General features: G+C 70.3%; 18 protein-coding genes and 3 tRNA genes. 8 read left to right on the top strand and 13 right to left on the bottom strand.

The window, feature by feature from the left end; genetic code table 11:
- Positions 1–15: 15 nt before the first annotated feature.
- The 9 genes from lgt to AC1DP1_RS11455 all read right to left on the bottom strand — a co-directional run bounded on the left by lgt (position 16) and on the right by AC1DP1_RS11455 (position 6,725).
- On the bottom strand, positions 16–1,023 hold the full coding sequence (gene lgt / locus AC1DP1_RS11495; RefSeq protein WP_457190367.1) for a prolipoprotein diacylglyceryl transferase: 1,008 nt from the start codon (positions 1,021–1,023) through the stop codon (positions 16–18).
- A 44-nt stretch (positions 1,024–1,067) separates the two neighbouring features.
- Positions 1,068–1,664, bottom strand: a complete 597-nt coding sequence (locus AC1DP1_RS11490) for an SCO family protein (protein WP_477506971.1) — start codon at positions 1,662–1,664, stop codon at positions 1,068–1,070.
- Positions 1,654–2,457, bottom strand: coding sequence for a tryptophan synthase subunit alpha (gene trpA / locus AC1DP1_RS11485; protein ID WP_477506970.1), 804 nt, complete (start codon positions 2,455–2,457; stop codon positions 1,654–1,656). The genes AC1DP1_RS11490 and trpA overlap by 11 nt, the downstream gene beginning before the upstream one ends.
- Positions 2,454–3,755: a tryptophan synthase subunit beta gene (trpB, locus tag AC1DP1_RS11480; RefSeq protein WP_477507054.1), complete on the bottom strand. Its 1,302-nt coding sequence runs from the start codon at positions 3,753–3,755 to the stop codon at positions 2,454–2,456. Before trpB ends, trpA begins: the two co-directional genes overlap by 4 nt.
- A 26-nt stretch (positions 3,756–3,781) precedes the next feature.
- Positions 3,782–4,579: an indole-3-glycerol phosphate synthase TrpC gene (trpC, locus tag AC1DP1_RS11475; protein ID WP_477506969.1), complete on the bottom strand. Its 798-nt coding sequence runs from the start codon at positions 4,577–4,579 to the stop codon at positions 3,782–3,784.
- Positions 4,580–4,658: 79 nt separating this feature from the next.
- On the bottom strand, positions 4,659–4,859 hold the full coding sequence (locus tag AC1DP1_RS11470) for an HGxxPAAW family protein (protein WP_191195797.1): 201 nt from the start codon (positions 4,857–4,859) through the stop codon (positions 4,659–4,661).
- A gap of 42 nt (positions 4,860–4,901) precedes the next feature.
- A complete protein-coding gene (locus AC1DP1_RS11465; RefSeq protein WP_477506968.1) occupies positions 4,902–5,546 on the bottom strand; it encodes a Trp biosynthesis-associated membrane protein in 645 nt (214 codons plus the stop codon).
- Complete coding sequence (gene hisI / locus AC1DP1_RS11460) at positions 5,539–5,901, bottom strand: phosphoribosyl-AMP cyclohydrolase (RefSeq protein ID WP_457190184.1); 363 nt, start codon at positions 5,899–5,901, stop codon at positions 5,539–5,541. Before hisI ends, AC1DP1_RS11465 begins: the two co-directional genes overlap by 8 nt.
- On the bottom strand, positions 5,898–6,725 hold the full coding sequence (locus tag AC1DP1_RS11455) for an aminotransferase class IV (protein ID WP_477506967.1): 828 nt from the start codon (positions 6,723–6,725) through the stop codon (positions 5,898–5,900). The genes hisI and AC1DP1_RS11455 overlap by 4 nt, the downstream gene beginning before the upstream one ends.
- Positions 6,726–6,863: 138 nt before the next feature.
- Here AC1DP1_RS11455 and AC1DP1_RS11450 point away from each other — a divergent pair.
- The 7 genes from AC1DP1_RS11450 to AC1DP1_RS11420 all read left to right on the top strand — a co-directional run bounded on the left by AC1DP1_RS11450 (position 6,864) and on the right by AC1DP1_RS11420 (position 11,316).
- Positions 6,864–6,936, top strand: a tRNA-Gly gene (locus AC1DP1_RS11450).
- 36 nt (positions 6,937–6,972) lie between these two features.
- Positions 6,973–7,043 (top strand) — tRNA-Cys (locus AC1DP1_RS11445).
- Positions 7,044–7,064: 21 nt separating this feature from the next.
- Positions 7,065–7,139 (top strand) — tRNA-Val (locus AC1DP1_RS11440).
- Between the two features lie 504 nt (positions 7,140–7,643).
- Positions 7,644–8,114 (top strand): DUF6328 family protein, encoded by a 471-nt coding sequence (locus AC1DP1_RS11435; RefSeq protein ID WP_477506966.1) that lies wholly within the window; start codon positions 7,644–7,646, stop codon positions 8,112–8,114.
- A 281-nt stretch (positions 8,115–8,395) separates the two neighbouring features.
- A complete protein-coding gene (locus AC1DP1_RS11430) occupies positions 8,396–9,736 on the top strand; it encodes a hypothetical protein (protein WP_477506965.1) in 1,341 nt (446 codons plus the stop codon).
- Entirely contained in the window at positions 9,723–10,229 is a 507-nt protein-coding gene (locus AC1DP1_RS11425; RefSeq protein WP_477506964.1) for a SigE family RNA polymerase sigma factor, read from the top strand. Before AC1DP1_RS11430 ends, AC1DP1_RS11425 begins: the two co-directional genes overlap by 14 nt.
- A gap of 583 nt (positions 10,230–10,812) precedes the next feature.
- Positions 10,813–11,316 (top strand): hypothetical protein, encoded by a 504-nt coding sequence (locus AC1DP1_RS11420; protein WP_477506963.1) that lies wholly within the window; start codon positions 10,813–10,815, stop codon positions 11,314–11,316.
- A gap of 134 nt (positions 11,317–11,450) precedes the next feature.
- Here the strand turns inward: AC1DP1_RS11420 and AC1DP1_RS11415 are convergent, their stop codons facing one another.
- The 3 genes from AC1DP1_RS11415 to mobF all read right to left on the bottom strand — a co-directional run bounded on the left by AC1DP1_RS11415 (position 11,451) and on the right by mobF (position 14,774).
- A complete protein-coding gene (locus tag AC1DP1_RS11415) occupies positions 11,451–11,648 on the bottom strand; it encodes a helix-turn-helix domain-containing protein (RefSeq protein ID WP_477506962.1) in 198 nt (65 codons plus the stop codon).
- Positions 11,641–11,880 carry a hypothetical protein gene (locus AC1DP1_RS11410; protein ID WP_477506961.1) on the bottom strand — a complete coding sequence of 80 codons (240 nt, stop codon included), beginning with the start codon at positions 11,878–11,880 and terminating at the stop codon, positions 11,641–11,643. The genes AC1DP1_RS11415 and AC1DP1_RS11410 overlap by 8 nt, the downstream gene beginning before the upstream one ends.
- 170 nt (positions 11,881–12,050) lie before the next feature.
- A complete protein-coding gene (mobF, locus tag AC1DP1_RS11405) occupies positions 12,051–14,774 on the bottom strand; it encodes a MobF family relaxase (protein ID WP_477506960.1) in 2,724 nt (907 codons plus the stop codon).
- Between the two features lie 444 nt (positions 14,775–15,218).
- On the opposite strand from mobF, the gene AC1DP1_RS11400 reads away from it, so the two are divergent.
- Entirely contained in the window at positions 15,219–16,481 is a 1,263-nt protein-coding gene (locus AC1DP1_RS11400) for a COG4705 family protein (protein WP_477506959.1), read from the top strand.
- 263 nt (positions 16,482–16,744) lie between these two features.
- Here AC1DP1_RS11400 and AC1DP1_RS11395 read toward each other — a convergent pair.
- On the bottom strand, positions 16,745–17,413 hold a 669-nt coding region (locus tag AC1DP1_RS11395), incomplete at its 5' end, for a sensor histidine kinase (RefSeq protein WP_477506958.1).

Genomic DNA, 17,413 nt, shown 5'->3' with positions numbered 1-17,413 from the left:
CCGGCGCCCCGTGTGTCAGGCCGTGGGACCGGCGGGACGTCCGTCCTGGGTGGGCTCGACGCGGTCGGCGCCGTCCGCTGACCTCGCCTCGTCGGCCTCATCGGTCTCGTCCGTCCCATCGACCTCGTCCGAGTCCTCGTCGGAGGCCTTGCCCGAGCTCTCGTCAGATGCCTCGGCGTGCTCGACGTCGGGCTCGCGGGTGCGGACGACCTCCTCGCGGCCGGGGTGGCGCACGGCCGACCAGATGAACCAGATCGCCGCGAGGACGAACAGCACGATGGAGGTCCACACGTTGAGCCTCAGGCCCATGACGTCGTCCATCTGCACGTCGTCAATGCGGAGGTTCTCGATCCAGCCGCGGCCGAGCGTGTAGAGCATGATGTAGAGCGCGGCCACCCGGCCGTGGCCGAGGCGGAAGCGGCGGTCGAGCCAGATGATGAGGGCGAAGGCCGCCAGGTTCCACAGGCACTCGTAGAGGAACGCCGGGTGGAAGGTCGCCTGGTCGAGGTACTGCGACGGTCGGTGGGCGACGTCGATCTCCAGCCCCCACGGCAGGTCGGTGGGCCGGCCGTAGAGCTCCTGGTTGAACCAGTTGCCCCAGCGCCCGACCGCCTGCGCCACGAGCACACCGGGAGCCAGCGCGTCGATCAGCGGCAGCATCTTGATGCCCTTGGTCCGCGCGCCGAGCCACAGCCCGAAGGCGCCGAGGGCGATCGCCCCCCACACCCCCAGGCCGCCGCGCCAGACGTACAGCGCGGTGATCGGGTTGCGGCCCTCACCGAAGTAGAGCTGCCAGTCGGTCATCACGTGGTAGAGCCGGCCGCCGACCAGGCCGAAGGGCACCGCCCAGATCGCCAGGTCGCTGACCTCCCCCGCGATCCCGCCGCGGGCGACCCAGCGCCGCTCGCCGATCCAGATCGCGAGCACGATGCCGAGGATGATGCTCAGCGCGTAGCCGCGGATCGGGACGGGCCCGAGGTTCCACACGCCGTCGGCGGGGCTCGGGATGGACATCAGGGTCACGAGGGGCGATCCGATGACGGACGGCACGGTCAGCATGGGGAGCATCATCCTTCGTCGAGCAACATCGTGACGTCGCGGGCCAGCTGGGCCTGCGAGACGTCGTGGTCCCACATGATCGGCGCCTGGTCGTCGGCGTCGATGGCGTAGACCCGGGTGCCGTGGGTGACGTCATAGCCGCCGCTGGGCAGCTTGTCCCCCTTCTCGACCCCGACGGCGAGGCTCTTGCCCACCTCGACGATGTCGTCGAGGTCGCCGGTGAGGCCGATGATGGTCGGGTCGAACGCGCTGACGTAGTCCTGCGTCACCGCCTCGTCGTCGCGCGCCGGGTCGGTGGTCACGAAGACCACGTCGACCCGCTCCTTCTGCTCCTCGTCGAACCGGGTGAGGGTGCCGGCGAGCGTCGCCATCACCTGGCCACAGATGTCGGGGCAGTTGGTGTAGCCGAAGAAGACGAGCGTGAGGTCCTTGTCGGTGTCGTCGGCCAGGCTGAAGGAAGCGCCGTCGGTGTCCACCAGCGGCGTCGACGACACCTCGAACGGCGGGTCGAGGACGGTGCCGGTCAGCTCGCTCGACTCCGCTCCCCCGCCGCAGGCCGCCAGCAGCGCCAGCAGCGGGACCACGGCGAGTGCCCTAGCGCGCACGTCGTACGCCCTCCGCGAGGTCGGCGGTCAGGACGCGCAGTGCCTCGAGGCCCGCGGCCTCGTCGCCCTCGTGGTCGAGCAGGCAGCGGACGAACGCCGAGCCCACGATCACGCCGTCTGCGAAGCCGGCGACCTCGGCCGCCTGGTCGCCGTTGCTGACACCGATGCCGACTGCCACCGCGACGTCGCCCGCGGCGCGGACCCGTCGCACCAGGGGGCCGGCCAGGTCGGACGTGGCGTCGCGCGCGCCGGTGACGCCCATGACGGCTGCGGCGTAGACGAAGCCGCGGCTCTCGGCGGCCGTCATCGCGATGCGCTCGTCGGTCGAGCTGGGCGCGACGAGGAAGACCTTGTCCAGGTCGTGCTCGTCGGCAGCGGCGATCCACTCCGCGCCGTAGTCAGGGGTGATGTCGGGCGTGATCAGGCCGGCACCGCCGGCCCGGGCCAGGTCGGCGGCGAACCGCTCGACGCCGTAGCGCTCGATGGGGTTCCAGTAGGTCATCACGAGGGTGGGCACGCCCGTCGCGGCGACCTCCTCGACCACGCGGATCACGTCGGCGGTGCGGACGCCGCCGTCGAGGGCGGCCTGGGCGGCGGCCTGGATCGTGGGCCCGTCCATCACGGGATCGCTGTAGGGCAGGCCGATCTCGATGGCGTCGCAGCCGGCCTCGACCATCGTCCGCATCGCCCGGATCGATCCGTCGACGCTCGGGTAGCCGGCGGGGAGGTAGCCGATCAGGGCGGCCCGTTCCTCGGCCCTCGCGCGCTCGAAGGCGGTGCTGGTCGAGGTCACTGCTGCGCCTCCGTGTCGAGGTCGGACGCGACGTCGGCCTCGACCTGCTCGAGGTCGGCGTCGGGCCCGAGGTCGGCGTCACCGAGGCCGAACCACTCGATGGCCGTGCCCATGTCCTTGTCGCCGCGGCCGCTGAGGTTGATGATCACCGTCGCGTCGGGGCCCTTCTCCTCCCCGAGCCGCTTGGCGACGTCGAGCGCACCGGCGATCGCGTGGGCGGACTCGATGGCCGGGATGATCCCCTCGGTGCGGCTGAGCAGCGCCATCGCCTCCATCGCCTCGGCGTCCGTGACGGGGGTGTACGTCGCCCGCCCGGCCGCGGCCAGCCACGAGTGCTGCGGTCCGACGCCCGGGTAGTCGAGGCCGGCGGAGATCGAGTGGGACTCGACCGTCTGGCCGTCGTCGTCCTGGAGCACGTAGGTGCGGGCACCGTGCAGCACGCCCGCCTCGCCGGCGTGGATGGTCGCCGCGTGACGGCCCGTCTCGACGCCGTCTCCCCCGGGCTCGAAGCCGTGGATCTCCACGCCCTCGTCCTCGAGGAACGCGGTGAACAGGCCGATGGCGTTGGAGCCGCCGCCGACGCACGCCGCGACGGCGTCCGGGAGGACGCCGTACTGCTCGAGGCACTGGGCTCGCGCCTCGTCGCCGATGCCGCGGCAGAAGTCGCGCACCATGCTCGGGAACGGGTGCGGCCCGGCTGCGGTGCCGAAGAGGTAGGCGGTGTGGTCGACGCTGGCGACCCAGTCGCGCAGCGCCTCGTTGATCGCGTCCTTCAGCGTGGCGCTGCCGGACTCGACCGGGACGACCTTGGCGCCGAGGAGCTGCATGCGGGCGACGTTGAGCGCCTGGCGCCGGGTGTCGACGGCTCCCATGTACACGGTGCAGTCGAGGTCGAACCACGCGGCCGCGGTGGCGCTGGCCACGCCGTGCTGGCCGGCACCGGTCTCCGCGATCACCCGCGTCTTGCCCATCCGCTTGGTCAGCAGCGCCTGACCGAGGACGTTGCGGATCTTGTGGGCCCCGGTGTGGTTGAGGTCCTCGCGCTTGAGCAGCACGCGCGCACCGACGAGGTCGGAGAGCCGCTCGGCGTGGTAGAGCCGGCTCGGGGTACCGGCGTAGTCGCGCAGCACCCGCTCGAAGGTGCCGACGAACGACTCGTCGGCCATCGCCTCGCGCCAGGCGTCGGTCAGCTCGTCCAGCGCGGCGACGAGGGCCTCGGGCATGAAGCGCCCGCCCCACGTCTCACCGAAGTAGCCACGCTCGTCGGCGTCGTACCTGCCGGTCCCGCTCGTCTGCACGCTCGCCTGGATGTTCGACTGCACGCTCACGGCGCCGTCACTCCTGTCATTGCTCGTACGGCGGCCTCGGGGTCGCCGTCCTTGACCAGTGCCTCGCCGACCAGCACCACGCCTGCTCCCTCGGAGACGAAGCGCTGGACGTCGGCCACGCCGGTGATGCCGCTCTCGGCGACGAGGACCGCGTGGCCCTGCATCTGGGGGGTGAGGCGCCCGAACACGTCGGGGTCCACCTCGAGGGTCTTGAGGTTGCGGCTGTTGACGCCGATCAGCTCGGCCTCGAGAGCCAGCGCACGCTCGGCCTCCGCCTCGTCGTGCACCTCGACGAGGACGGTGAGCCCGAGCGCGATCGCCTCGTCGTGCAGGCGGCGGAGGTTGTCGTCGTCGAGCGCGGCGACGATCAGCAGCGCGAGGTCGGCGCCGGCGGCGCGGGCCTCCACGAGCTGGTAGCTCTCGACGATGAAGTCCTTGCGGAGGATCGGCGTCTCGACGGCGGCCCGCACGGTGCGCAGGTCGTCGAGGCTGCCGCCGAAGCGGCGCTCCTCGGTCAGCACGGAGATCGCTGCGGCACCACCGCGGGCGTAGGCCTGCGCGAGGGACGCCGGGTCGGGGATGTCGGCGAGGGCGCCCTTGCTCGGGCTGCGCCGCTTGACCTCCGAGATCACGCTCGAGCCAGCCGCGCGGAAGTGCGGCATCGGGTCGCGCGGCGGCGGGGCGTCGGCGAGGCGGGCTCGCAGCTCTTGCAGCGGGAGCGAGGCCTCGCGGCGGGCGAGGTCCTCGCGTGCTCCCGCGACGATGTCGTCGAGGACGGAACCGGTCGCTGGCATGCCCTCAGCCTCTCACCCGGGCCCACTCGGTCCGGGGCCGGTGCCCAGTGGACGGACCTGCCCCGTGGTCGATCCGGGCTCAGTGCTCGGAGGAGTTGAAGCCGAGCCTGGACAGCACGAGGAACAGCGGGAACGCGACGACGGCGATGATGATGCCGATCCAGAGCAGGGTCATCTGGGTCGGGACCTGCAGCAGGGCGACGCTGCCGACGACGAAGCCGAGCATCGCGATCGCCACAGCGGTCCAAGCAGCGGGGGTGTTGCCGTGGCCAGCAGCCATCGTTGGTGCTCCTTCGTCAGTCGAGCGGGGTGCGCGACGAGTCTAGGCGGTCGGGTCCCTGCCCTCGTCGAGGGCCTTCCAGATGTCGATGTTCTCGGTCGGGTGGTCGGCAGGAGCCCCGGCCGGGCCGGTGCTGTCGCCGCCGCGGGCGCCGGTCGGCGCGTCGTACCTCGACCCCATCTCGGGCCACGTGCGGACCAGGCGCAGGGCCAGGACCGTCGAGGCGAGGACGAGGAGCGCCGCGACGACCGCGAGCCAGTACCACCCGGTCAGCGAGGTGTCGTCGAGCGTGAGCCCGGTCCGGCGACGCACCTGCGCGACGAGGTGGTCGGGGAGGGTGAAGGGCGCCCACACAACGGTTGCGGCGTAGCCCACTCCGGCCAATACGGACAGTGCCGCGACGGCCCGGCGGAACCTCCCGCGCGTCACCAGCAGGACGCCCCAGCAGGCCAGCACGACGAAGGCCAGGGCCGTGGCGAGCGGCGACGTGGCCACGTCGCCCCACGTCATGCCCCAGTCCGGGGAACCCGTGCCGGGAGCCGACTCGGCTCCCGAGCCGTCGACCCAGGGCTTGCTGCCGGCCCACGCCCCCAGCGCGCCGGAGACGAGGCCCAACGCGACGACGGGGCCGAACGTGCGCCGCTTCGACGCGGGTCGCAGCTCGTCCTTGCTCCCGAGGTCAGCCATCGACCCGGTGGATCAGGTCGGCGTCGAAGCAGGTGTGGTCGCCGGTGTGGCAGGCGGCACCCACCTGGTCCACCACGAAGAGGAGCGTGTCGCCGTCGCAGTCGAGGCGGACCTCCTTGACCCACTGCACGTGGCCGGAGGTGTCGCCCTTGACCCAGTACTCGCGGCGCGAGCGCGACCAGTACGTCGCCCGCCCGGTGTCGATGGTGCGGGCGAGCGCCTCGTCGTCGACCCAGGCGAGCATCAGCACCTCGCCCGACCCGTGCTGCTGGACGACGACGGGGACGAGCCCCTCGGCCGTGTGCCGCAGGCGCGCGGTGATCGCCGGGTCGAGGGCGGAGTCGGGGTTCGTCATGGCTCCATGGTGTCAGCCTCGCGGGCGGCCCACGTCTCGGCACAACGCCGCGTCACGGGCCCGGGCGCGGGCAGGTCGCGGTCGTCCCAGCGGGCGATGGCCTGGACGTCGCGCGTCGTGGAGACGAGGAACGCCTCGCTCGCCCGTGCCCGGACCTCCGCCAGCGGCTCGTCGGCCTCCGTGGCACCGCACCACTCGAGGACCAGCTCGCGGCTGATGCCGGCGAGGCAGCCCGACGCCAGGCTCGGCGTGCGCAGCTCACCGTCGACGACGTAGAACACGTTCGACCCCGTGCCCTCGCAGAGGTTGCCGGCCGTGTTGGCGAAGAGCGCCTCGGTCCCGCCGTGCCGGTGGGCGTGCGCCAGCGCGATCACGTTCTCGGCGTACGACGTGGTCTTGAGCCCCGCGGTGGCGCCGTTCTCGTTGCGCGTCCACGGCACGGTCACGACCGTGGTCTCGGGGGCCGCGTGGTCGATGGCGCTGTAGGCCACCACCAGCGTCGCCGGTCCCCCACCGCGTCCCGAGCCCATCGGGTGCGGTCCGGCGGTCCAGGTGATCCGCAGCCGACCCATCGGGTCGTCCTGCGCGCCGTCGAGCACGGCTCCGACCCCACGTCGTACGACGTCGAGGTCGGGCGCCGGCAGCCCCAGTCCGGACGCGCTCCGCTCGAGCCGGGCGAGGTGCCGGGTGAGCGCGAAGGGCACACCGTCCAGCGTCTTCACCGCCTCGAAGACACCGTCGCCCACGGTGAAGCCGTGGTCGGTGACCGCGATCGCCCCCTGGGTCGGGTCGGCCAGCAGGTCACCGTCGATCCACGCGCGCATGCCGTCACTCTAGGGGTCCGGAGGTGTCTCCTGAGACGGGTGTGACACTCGGACGAGGGGGGCGATTTTGGCGCCTCGTCGGGCATGTACTACTGTTCCACTCGCACTCAGGGCCGGTGAAACGGCACAGGGATGCAGGCGGACATAGCTCAGTTGGTAGAGCGCAACCTTGCCAAGGTTGAGGTCGCGAGTTCGAGTCTCGTTGTCCGCTCGGAAGGTCTCCCCCGTACATTTCCGGAACCTCCACGGTGGGTTGGCCGAGAGGCGAGGCAACGGACTGCAAATCCGTCTACACGGGTTCAAATCCCGTACCCACCTCGCAGTCACAACTCAAGACCTGGGCGATTGGCGCAGCGGTAGCGCGCTTCCTTGACACGGAAGAGGTCACTGGTTCAAACCCAGTATCGCCCACCAGAGAACATGCAGGTCAGAGGCCGTTTCCCGCTTGGGAAACGGCCTCTCGTGCAACATACGTGCAACAAGACACCGACTCCGTGGCATGTCCCCATGCTCGGGGCGGGACCGGGTCGCCGCAGATGGCATCCCGAGGAACAGAACAGCCTGCTCCTGGTCCTCACAACGAATCCTCGAACGAGCTGATCGCGGCAGATCCCGAGGAACGTAGCCGTCCTCAACGCGGTAGATCCGGACTTTGCAGGTACATCACAGCGCCCGCCACCGGACCACCTACGAGGCCGCGCTCCTCGTTTGGGGATGACGTGCCGTTCGGCAGCCGCCGTGGGCGCCTTGCTGCTCACCTGCGCTTGCTCGGGCGTCCCCCACGACGCGCCAGCAGCCCACGCCAGGCAGCCCCACATGTCGATACGGCGACGACAGCGCCTGGCGCCTTGCTATCCCCAGGCGACGAGTTGAACCGGTCTAACCGCCGCGAGCAGCAAGCGTGGGTACGTTCTCACCATGCAGTTGCCGGAATCCGAACCCTCGGGCGACATCCCCGAAGAGACGATCAACCGAAATTGGACCGAGCTCGTCCAGGAACTGCGCTCGACGCAGACCGGGGTCCAGGTGCTCACCGGGTTCCTGCTGACGGTGCCGTTCAGCGACAGGTTCGACACGCTCGACGACGTTCAGCGAACGGCCTACTTGCTGGTGCTCTCGACGGCCGTCACCGCGACCGCGGCCATACTCTCGCCGATCGCCTACCACCGCATCTTGTTCAGGAAGGGCCGGCGCCCCTGGCTGGTCGGCACAGCCAACCAAGTGGCCCGTGCCGGCCTCGTCCTGGTGGCTCTCACCACATGCGGAGTCATCTTCTTGACGTTCGATCTCACTGTGGGAAGGAGCGGCGGCGTCCTAGCCTCGGTCGTAGCGCTCTTGGGATACCTGGTGCTGTGGGTCGTCGTACCCCTGCGCGCGCGCCACGGCTAGCAGCCGTGAGGCGGTCGACCAGGTTGCAGCCCACTGCCGACTTTGTCGACGATCGGGACACGCCTCTCGAGGGTCCAGCCTGAACCACGTTCCGTCCCGTGTCGTGACACCGGCTCGCTCGGCCTCGGCGGACGCACGGGTCGCGCGGCAGATCAGGACGTGACACCACGGGGCGAACGGCACGGCCTTGTCGGTAGAAGTTGGAGACGGGCACCCCACCGGATCCCGTCCTCGGGGCGTGTGTACGTGTGAGGCTGTCCACCCAACCGAGGAGCTCACCGATGTCCGTACCCGCTGGCGACGTCGCCGACCGGCTCGAGAGATTGGCCGCGCACGCGCCGGCCGCAGGCGTGGATCCTGAAGCGGTCTGGTCACGCGGACGGCGCTGGCACCGCAGGCGGACGGGTGCCGTCCTTGCCGGGGTCGCGGTGCTCGGTCTGCTCAGCGCGGCGGTGACTCCGGCACTGGTCGACCGGGCCCAGCCCGTCGAGATGGCAAGCTCGGAGGATCGGATGGTGCTGCCCGCCGTCGTACGCCCGCCGGGTGGGTGGGAGCCTGCCTTCGATGATGCGCCCGGTCGGCTCTCCGCGGTCGGAACCGGGTGGCGCGCAGGCTGGTGGTCGCCTCGCCCGGCCTTGTGGGGAGTCTCCGCTGCGAGCGGCGAGTCGCGCTGGCTCGACCTTCCGGCGGAGTCGAGCGGCGACGTCGCAGTGCTCTCCGCGGACGGCACGAAGCTCGCCTACTGGGTGTCGGTGGGAGTGGCCGGCACCCGAACCGACGACCAGCTCCCTGCACCCACCGAGCTGCGCCTGCTCGACCTCCTCACCGGGGACGAACAGCGGTGGGCACCGACGAACGACCACGGGCTCATGACCGGCGGCATGGCCTGGGCGGGTGACACGCTGTGGTTCAACGCGGGGGCGTTCAGCGATGCCGAGCACACCAGCGCCCGCTTGGCACTGCACACCTGGACGTGGGGCTCCGAGGCCCGCGACGTCAGCGAGCTCTACACCTCGATCGACCTCTCGACCGTCACCTCGGACACCGCCGGGTTCCTCGCGGCCGGAAGCACCGCGACCAATAAGACGTTGCGCGTCACGGCGGCAGGTGGCGTGACGCGGCTCGACCTTCGCACGGACGGAACGGTGAGTACTCCCGCGATGAACCCGGACGAGACACTCGTCGCGGGAGTCCAGCAGGGCCGCCGGGAGCAGCTCTACGGCACAGCCCTCCCGCTTCTGGTCGGCGAGGCCGTTGACGGCGGCGCTGACATGCGGCGGGTCGAGCCGGTGGACGCCGCCTACGTGCTGGGCTGGCGCTCGCCGGCGGAGGTTGTCGTAGCCAGCCCATCCGACCGCGACGGCAACGGAGAGCCCGACGCGATGCAGGTGTCGGTCACGAACGTGACCGATCCTGCTGACTTCAGCTACACGGAGCTGCTGGACGTACAGGGCACCGGACTGCCGCAGTTCGCAGCCGAGGCCTGGACCGCCGAGGTCGTGTCGGCCCCGGGCGCGCCCTTCGCGCCTGACCCCCGGCTTGTGGGGGCGAGTGCGGTGGTCGCCCTCGTCTTCGGCATCTCTCTGTGGCGCGAGTTGAGGCGGCGCCGTGGCCGCGGCTGAGGGCTTCACCGAGTACGTCACCGCTCGGCACGCCGCGCTGCTGCGGACGGCGTACCTCCTCACCGGGCACGCCCAGGACGCTGAGGACCTCGTCCAGTGCGCCCTGGTGAAGGTCGTCCCGCAGTGGCGACGCATCGCCGACAATCCCGAGCCCTACGTGCAACGCGTACTGGTCCGCGAGAACGTGTCGCGCTGGCGACGACGCCGATGGCGCGAGCACAGCACCGACGCGCTGCCCGAGCAGCTCGCCGACCATCCGGACCACGACGAGCTGATGACCGTCCGCAGCGCACTCGCAGGACTCGCCCCGCGACAGCGAGCGGTGCTGGTCCTGCGGTACTACGAGGGACTCACCGAGGCCGAGATCGCGGCGGTGCTCGGGATCGCGCCCGGGACGGTGAAGTCGCAGGCGCGCGACGGTCTCGCACGACTGCGACGAGTGCTGCCCACGGACGATTCTGCTGAGAAGGCCGTCGGTAGCCTCACCCAGTGAGCGGCCCCGACGACCGGAATCGGACTGCCTCGCTTGCGACTGCGATTGGTCCCGTCCCAGCAGATTCGGGCGTTCACCCTTGTCTACGTCGAGTGAGCAGTCACACCCCCATCGCGATGAGGGCCAGCAAGAGCGAGAACTCCAAGACGCCGACGGCCAACATGCCTAGACACGACGAGAACTCGCATCGGTATCGCCCTCAACGCGGCAGATCCGGACGTTATGGCGGGGGGATGTGGGTGACGGCGAGCTCTCAGCGCCCGGCCAGGTGCTCGGTGCAAGCCGACAACCTTCTTGCCCCGCACGCGGTCTACCTTCCTAGCGGGGGCTCTCCGCGTCAGACCCACGACTGCTCTCGCGGGGCCACACACCGGGAGGACCTATGGGTATCAGGACCAGCCACAAGACCCTGACAGCCGCCGTAGTCCTAGTTGTCGCGGCCGCCGGGACGGCCGCGTTGCTGCATCCCGAAACCCAAGTCGGACTCCGAGCGGACACCACCGCCCCAACGACRATSGCGCAATGGCAGACCCGTGTTCTCGACGCCGCCACTCGGAACGCGCCGACCRTCGCCTCCAACAGAGTGACCGCCTCTGCCTACGACGACCAACTGACCAAACTCCCAGCGGAGAACTTCGCAGATGCCACATCCGCAGAGGCTGTGTTTGGTGAAGGAGAAGATCGCTCATGGTCGGTGTTCATCGGCCCAGCAGTGGACCCACCTCGCGTGGACGTGTGCGACCGTGCGTTGCGCTATGTCGTGGTGAACTGCAGCGCCGCAAGCGGCCCGGCCACCGGCGACCTCACCGTGCAAACCGTCATCCTCACCATCAAGCGCCCTGGCATCGCCAACACGGACATGTATGAGGCACGGACAGACGCTCTCGCCGTGGCCCGACGCAATCCCTCACGCGTCCGTTTCGAGCAGACCGTCCGGCTCTTCCGCGCAGGAGGCTCCCTCAGCCAGGTCACGGAAACCGTCTACGGCACGAACGACCTCAACCCGGCTTCCGCCTTCGCTATCCCACCGAGCGCCCTCACTGCGTTGGCGGCAGACCCATCGCTCAATGTTGATCTGGACGGCTGAGCGCCGACCACTAGTGCCTTGCCGGTGCGCGGCTAGCCCCCCGCGCGCCAAGCGGCACCCGCTCATCGGCATGTGCGGATGTCGCCATAGCCGATTCGCATCGACACGCTTCGCCTGAGAGTGGCCCGATGGACCTAGATACGCGCGGCGGGGATCTTCCGAGGAGCGGCCTCCAGGTCCTCGAGCTTGATCCGGATGGCGCGCTTGCCGCAGCGGTACGCCGGGAGGGTGCCGGTTGCAATCCAGCGTCGGATGGTCTTGACCGAGACGGACATCGCTTCGGCGGCTTCCTCGAGGCTGAGATAGACCGGGATGGCGCGGCGCTCAGTCATCCGAGTCCACCTGCGCCCGGGTGACAGCGGCTGAGGCGAGGAAGCGGCGCGCTTCGGCGACGGTGATGTAGAGCCGGCCGACACCCTGAAAGCGGGTCCATCTCGGGCCGACGCCCCGTTGGCGCCAGTCGCGGACGGTGCGCTGAGGTGTGCGGATCAGGTCGCAGAACTCCTCGAACAAGATCAGGTTGTTGTCGTCCCAGTCGTCCGGGATGCCGATGGGTGTCACCATCACGTCGCCTTTCGTCGGGACCGCCGACGGGCTCGGCGGTTCATCTGGAGAAGCAACCTGGTGCTCGGCGGTTCGGACGTCTGTGGCCACTGCTGTCGACACCGGAGCCTCTCTTGGTCACCTAAGTCGTCCGGACCGCCCCGAGCGGTCACTCCGCGCCCGGAAGTTGCTCAGCGGCCGATCCCGTGAGGAGGCGGTAAGGAGGTGGGGATCGGCGGCGGTGGGCGACGTGGCCTGTCGCGGAGCGCGGCCGCCTGCAGCACCGCCGAGGCCGGGCGCGCGTTCGGTCCGTACCGGTCGATGTCGTCGGCGGCCCTCTGTGCGGCGTGCCGTGGTCCGAGGTCGGCACGGTCGCGGCTGAACACGTCGACCCATTGGCTGCGTGCGTCGTCGACGGACTCGGCGACCACATGGGCGACATTGTGGTGACGGCCTCGCGTCATGGCGACGTACGCCGAAGCGGCGCCGGTCGTCTCGCCGAGCGCGAAGTCGGCCGAGTCGACGGTCTCGCCCTGGGCTCCGTACGAGGTGGTGGCGAACGCAAGCTCGACGTACTCGCCCACGTACTCGGCGGGAAGCGCGCGTTGGCCAGCAACGCCGGTGAGCAGCAGGCCGCCGTCCTCGCCGATCCCGGCCACGGTCCAGGTGTCGCGGTTGGCGACGGCAAGGTCGCGGTCGTTGCGTCGGGTGGCGACTCGGTCGCCGAGGCCGATCCGCTCACCACGCCGCGTGACGCGCTCACCAGCCCGCTCACCAGATTGCACACCGGGTGGCCCGCCGGCGCGATGGCGGCGGTCGCGGATGGCTGCGTTGAGTGCATTCACCTGGTCGCCGGTGTCGGCGATGACGAGCTGGTCTCCTCCGTCGACACTGTCGGCGCCGATGGCGGCCAGGGCTGCGGTGCGTTCGACCTCACTCGCGTGGAGGACGATCTCTCCGCGCTCGAGGAGGGCGTCAAAGACCTCACCAGATCGCTCACCAGTGCGCATGAGCAGGCTGAGGTCGGCGTATGCGGGATCGCTGAACCGGTGGACCGAGTCGAGCTCGTGGTGGCCAGCGGGTCGCACCCAGCGCGCGGCGAGGTCGAGGACGCCCCCGCGGCCGACCGCTGGGAGTTGGTGGCGGTCGCCCAAGAGCGCGACCCTCGCGTGCGCTCGGTCGGCGATGGCGAACAGCGCTCGGGCGGTGTCCTGGTCGAGCATGCCGGCCTCGTCGACGAGGAGGACGTCGCCGGGGAGCAGGCGTGCACGTGCATCGGGACGGGCTTCGGGCGCGGCGCCGGGGCCCGTGTCGTCTCGTGTCCAGTGGCCGTCGTCGTCCCAGCGGTAGCCGTGCTGATGGACCAGCCAGGCGGCGGAGAACGCGTCCGCGCCGACCTCCTGTCGCGCCGCTTGGGCGGCCTTGAGGGTCGGGGTGACGACCACGAGTCGACGGTCCGATGCGTCGAGTACGGCGCGTGCCGCAGCCAGGGTCGCGGTCTTGCCTGTACCGGCGGCGCCCTCGACCACGAGCAGACCAGCGCCGCCGGCCAGCGCCGCGACGACGCGTTGCTGCGCCGGGTCGAGGTGCCGGCTGCCGCGGAGCCGGCCCGCAGTGGTCACCGTTTGCGAGGCGCGCGCGGCGAGGGTGCGGACCAGGTCGGCTTCGACGGAGAGGACGAGTTCTGAGGTCAGGCTTCGGACGTGCTCGGGGACGTCACCTCGGTCCAGCAGCGGCACGCACCGTGTCCGTGCACGCTCCGCGATGTCCTCGACCAACTCGTGCCGGACACATTTCTCGGCGACCACGCCGACCAAGGCGATCAGTCGTTCGACCTCGCCACGGATGTCGGCTCCGTTCCACGCCGACCGCTTGGCGCCGAGCCGGGTGACCACGAGCTCCGCCGCTACGTCGCGGTTGAGCCGACCGATCTGGAGGCCCGGCACTGTCGCCGGGCTGGTCGGTGGGGTGAAGTCGAGGTCGTGCAGTTGGTTGTTCCATGCGACGACGAGGTCGGCGCCGCTGCGCGGCACGACCTTGTCGGGCCGTGCATCGGCCCACGCGCGTCGGTCCCAGGTACGCCGCAGTTGCGGTCCGGGTTCCTCGCCGGGGTGCTCGGCTCGCCATGCGGCTTCGTACCGGTCGACGTTGCGGTTGATCTGTGCAGCGCGCTGGCTGAACCCTCCGGCGTACGGCGCGAGCTGACGGATCTCGCCGTCGTCGTCGAGCGTGTAGCCACGAGCAGCGAGCGCGGCCCGGAACTCCGGGTCGCACATCACGGCCGCGTGCCCGATCCCGTTGAGCGCCTCGATGCTGTCCACGACACCGACCGAGTGCAGTCCACGCCACGCGCCGCGCGCGAAGACGCGTGCGTTGATCTGCACGTGGAGGTGGCGGTGCGGGTCACCGGCCCGCGAGGTGTAGTGACGCACGACGGCCGCCTCGAGCTTCTCTACGGGCACCTGCACCTGTCGGCCACCTGGCCCGACCCGGGTGGTGGCGTGCTCGGCAACCCACCCGATCACCTCACCAGCCGCCCGATCCATCGCCGCGTCGTACGCCGCCGCGACGTCAGCGTGGAGTGCGGCGGCGAGCGACCAGGACTTCGGCCCGTTCACGACAACCTCGACGAACCGCAGCGCGTGCGCGTCGTCGCGCAGCCGCCCCTTCGGCGTCCCGGTCTCGACGTTGTAGCCGGCTACCCAGCGCTCGTAGGTGTCCCCGTCCAGCGTCCCCCCGTTCTGAACTGCGGGAACACCGCGTCCCCCCGCGTCACCGAGACTGGTGGCGACGTAGCGCTCGGCCACCCCGGTGCCTTCGCCGAGGTAGTAGTCGTCGGCGCGCGAGTGGTCGGCCTCCACGTACGAGCGCGCGGCGGCCGCAGACCCCCGGTAGAACTTGACCCCACCGTGCATCGCGCTCGTCACCGCCCGTCAGCACTCGTCACCTAGCCTTGAAATGACGCTCGGCCCGCCCCGAGGGGCGGACCGATCTACGGACCTTCGTAGCATGCGTGCCGCTGCTTCTTGGGCCTCTCAGGGACTAACAACGCGGGCGGATTCGTGACTCGTCACTCGTCGGCACAGAGCGTCGCAGCCGTTGGCGACCGGTGATGTGAGGGACGGTCTCTTTCGGTCTACGAGCCGTCGAAGCGGTGTGGCGAAACGGCGTTGCCTGGGAGGAGCTCAGGTGCGGGCCTGAACCTGAGTTCCTCCCCGGCGATGGCTGTCGGCCTGGAACGATCACGAGACGCGTGAGCCAGCCTCACGCGCCGGTCGCCAGATGCCGCAGGGAGCGGGTTTGAAGATCGCCACGACGCGGTCAGGTTGTGGTCAGGTGCCGACCGCCATCGGGAGGCCATGACTCAACGCACGGCTGAGGCCCCCGGCGTACGACAGATGCTCAACAAGGTCCCCGAGGTCACCCTCTGGTTCTGGGTGATCAAGATCCTCTGCACGACCGTCGGCGAGAGTTTCGCCGACTGGATCAACATGACGCTCGGCGTGGGCCTGGTGAACACCGCTGTCCTGTTCACCTCCGTCTTTGTCGTCGTGCTGGCCGTGCAGATGCGGCTGCGTCACTACGTGCCCTCGGCCTACTGGTTGACGGTCGTCGTGGTGAGCGTTACGGGCACGCTCTACACCGACATCCTCACCGATCAGGTCGGCGTCCCCCTCTGGATCAGTACCACGGTGTTCTCGGTCGTGCTCACGGTCACCTTCGCGGTCTGGTGGGCCCGCGAGCGGACCCTGTCGATCCACAGCATCAACACCACCCCGCGCGAGGGCTTCTACTGGTTCGCGGTGCTGGTGACCTTCGCACTCGGCACCGCCACCGGCGACTGGACCCTCGAACTCACCGGCTGGGGCCCCGGCCTGTCGATCCTGCTGCCCCTGAGCCTCATCGCGCTGGTCACCATCCTGTGGCGGTTCGGCGGCGATGCTGTCCTCTGCTTCTGGATCGCCTACATCCTCACCCGCCCGCTCGGCGCCAACATCGGCGACTGGTTCGGGCTGCCGCGAAGCGAGCAGGGGCTCGGCATCGGGGTCTTCGGGACCAGCCTCATCTTCCTCGGCGCGATCCTGGCCACGGTCATCTACCTCTCCGTGAGCAAGGCCGACGTGGTCGAGACCACCGAGGCCACGGCGTACGTCCCGAAGACCTCGCCGCGGCGACGCCGCGCCACGCTGGGGGTCATGGTCGCCGCCGCGATCGCGACCGTCGGCCTGCTGGCCTGGGCCAACGCCCAGCCACACACGAGCTCGCTCGCCGACGAAGGACCCGCTCCGAGCTGCGACACCGGTACCCCGCTCAACCAGGGCCAGGCCACGACGAAGKCGGCAGCCGACTTCCCCGCGTCGTCGGTCGAGAGGTACCGCACGATCGTCCAGGACACGCAGCACATGGTGGACTCCGGCGACCAGCAGGGAGCCCAGTCCCGTATCACCGACCTCGAGAGCGCCTGGGACGCCGACCAGGGCTCGTTGCAGCCGAAGGACTGCCAGGCCTGGACCTTCGTGGACAGCGAGATCGACGACGTCCTCACCTCGGTGCGCGCCTCCAGCCCGGACCGTGTGACCGAGGACCAGGCCATGACGGCGCTGCTCGCCACCCTCGGCTGAGACCTCGCGCGGGCGGCATCGCAAACGGATACTGTCGCCAGATGCAGCAGCTCGTCGAGTACGGGCGGTTCGGTGCCGGGCTGTTCGTGGTGGTGCTCGCCACGGTCCCAGCCCCGCGGTCGCGGCCCAATTCCAGCTGGTCTTCCTGGCCGGCATCGCGCTCACCATGACGATCACGGGTGCCATCGTCACCCGGATGCCGGGACGTTCGCCGTTCGCCGGCGTGGGCGGCTCGTGAGGGTCGCACGGTGTGAGCTGCTGCCTCACTCGAGGGGCAGGACCGGGAGCACCATCTGGAAGTGCGCTCCACCCGAATCTTCGACGAGCTCGAGCCGCCCGCCGGCACGCTCGGCCGCGGTCCGGGCGATGGACAGGCCCAGCCCACTTCCGGACACCCCGCTGGTCCGTGCCCTGTCTCCTCGGTGGAACCGGTCGAAGACGCGCTCGCGCTCGCCGGCGGGGATGCCGGGGCCGTCGTCGAGCACGTCGAGCACGACCTCGTGCCCGGTGGTCACCACCGCGAGCTCGACGGCGGACGCCGCGTAGGCGACGGCGTTGTCGATGAGGTTGCGGACCGCGCGCCTGATCTCGGAGGCGTTGGCGCGGATCGGGCCCGCCGAGACGCGCGCTGTGTCGACGCGCACGCGACCGTTCCCTCGGGCGCGCTCCGCCTCCTCGAGCACGAGGCTGTCGAGGTCGACCGGGCTCATGGCCGCAGGTGCGTGCTCGTCGGCCGCCGCGAGGACGAGCAGGTCGTCGACGAGCCGCTCCATCGTCTGCGCCGGACCGAGCACACCCGACCGGAGCTCGTCGGCATCGACCGCCCCTGGCTCGCGCAGGGCCACCTCGAGGGACAGGCGCTGCGTCGCCAACGGACTCTGAAGGTCGTGGGAGACGTCGGCGACGAGCTGGCGCTGCCTGGTCACGGCCGA

It is taken from the genome of Nocardioides sp. P4_G10 (assembly GCF_056401175.1).
Note: the sequence above shows the minus strand (reverse complement) of the source record. Positions and strands in the feature narration are given on the sequence as shown.

Coding starts and splice junctions, on each gene's coding strand:
- trpC (WP_477506969.1), bottom strand. CDS start 4,579: ATGCCAGCGACCGGTTCCGTCCTCGACGACATCGTCGCGGGAGCACGC.
- AC1DP1_RS11470 (WP_191195797.1), bottom strand. CDS start 4,859: ATGGCTGCTGGCCACGGCAACACCCCCGCTGCTTGGACCGCTGTGGCG.
- AC1DP1_RS11465 (WP_477506968.1), bottom strand. CDS start 5,546: ATGGCTGACCTCGGGAGCAAGGACGAGCTGCGACCCGCGTCGAAGCGG.
- hisI (WP_457190184.1), bottom strand. CDS start 5,901: ATGACGAACCCCGACTCCGCCCTCGACCCGGCGATCACCGCGCGCCTG.
- AC1DP1_RS11455 (WP_477506967.1), bottom strand. CDS start 6,725: ATGCGCGCGTGGATCGACGGTGACCTGCTGGCCGACCCGACCCAGGGG.
- AC1DP1_RS11435 (WP_477506966.1), top strand. CDS start 7,644: ATGCAGTTGCCGGAATCCGAACCCTCGGGCGACATCCCCGAAGAGACG.
- AC1DP1_RS11430 (WP_477506965.1), top strand. CDS start 8,396: ATGTCCGTACCCGCTGGCGACGTCGCCGACCGGCTCGAGAGATTGGCC.
- AC1DP1_RS11415 (WP_477506962.1), bottom strand. CDS start 11,648: ATGACTGAGCGCCGCGCCATCCCGGTCTATCTCAGCCTCGAGGAAGCC.
- AC1DP1_RS11410 (WP_477506961.1), bottom strand. CDS start 11,880: ATGGTGACACCCATCGGCATCCCGGACGACTGGGACGACAACAACCTG.
- mobF (WP_477506960.1), bottom strand. CDS start 14,774: ATGCACGGTGGGGTCAAGTTCTACCGGGGGTCTGCGGCCGCCGCGCGC.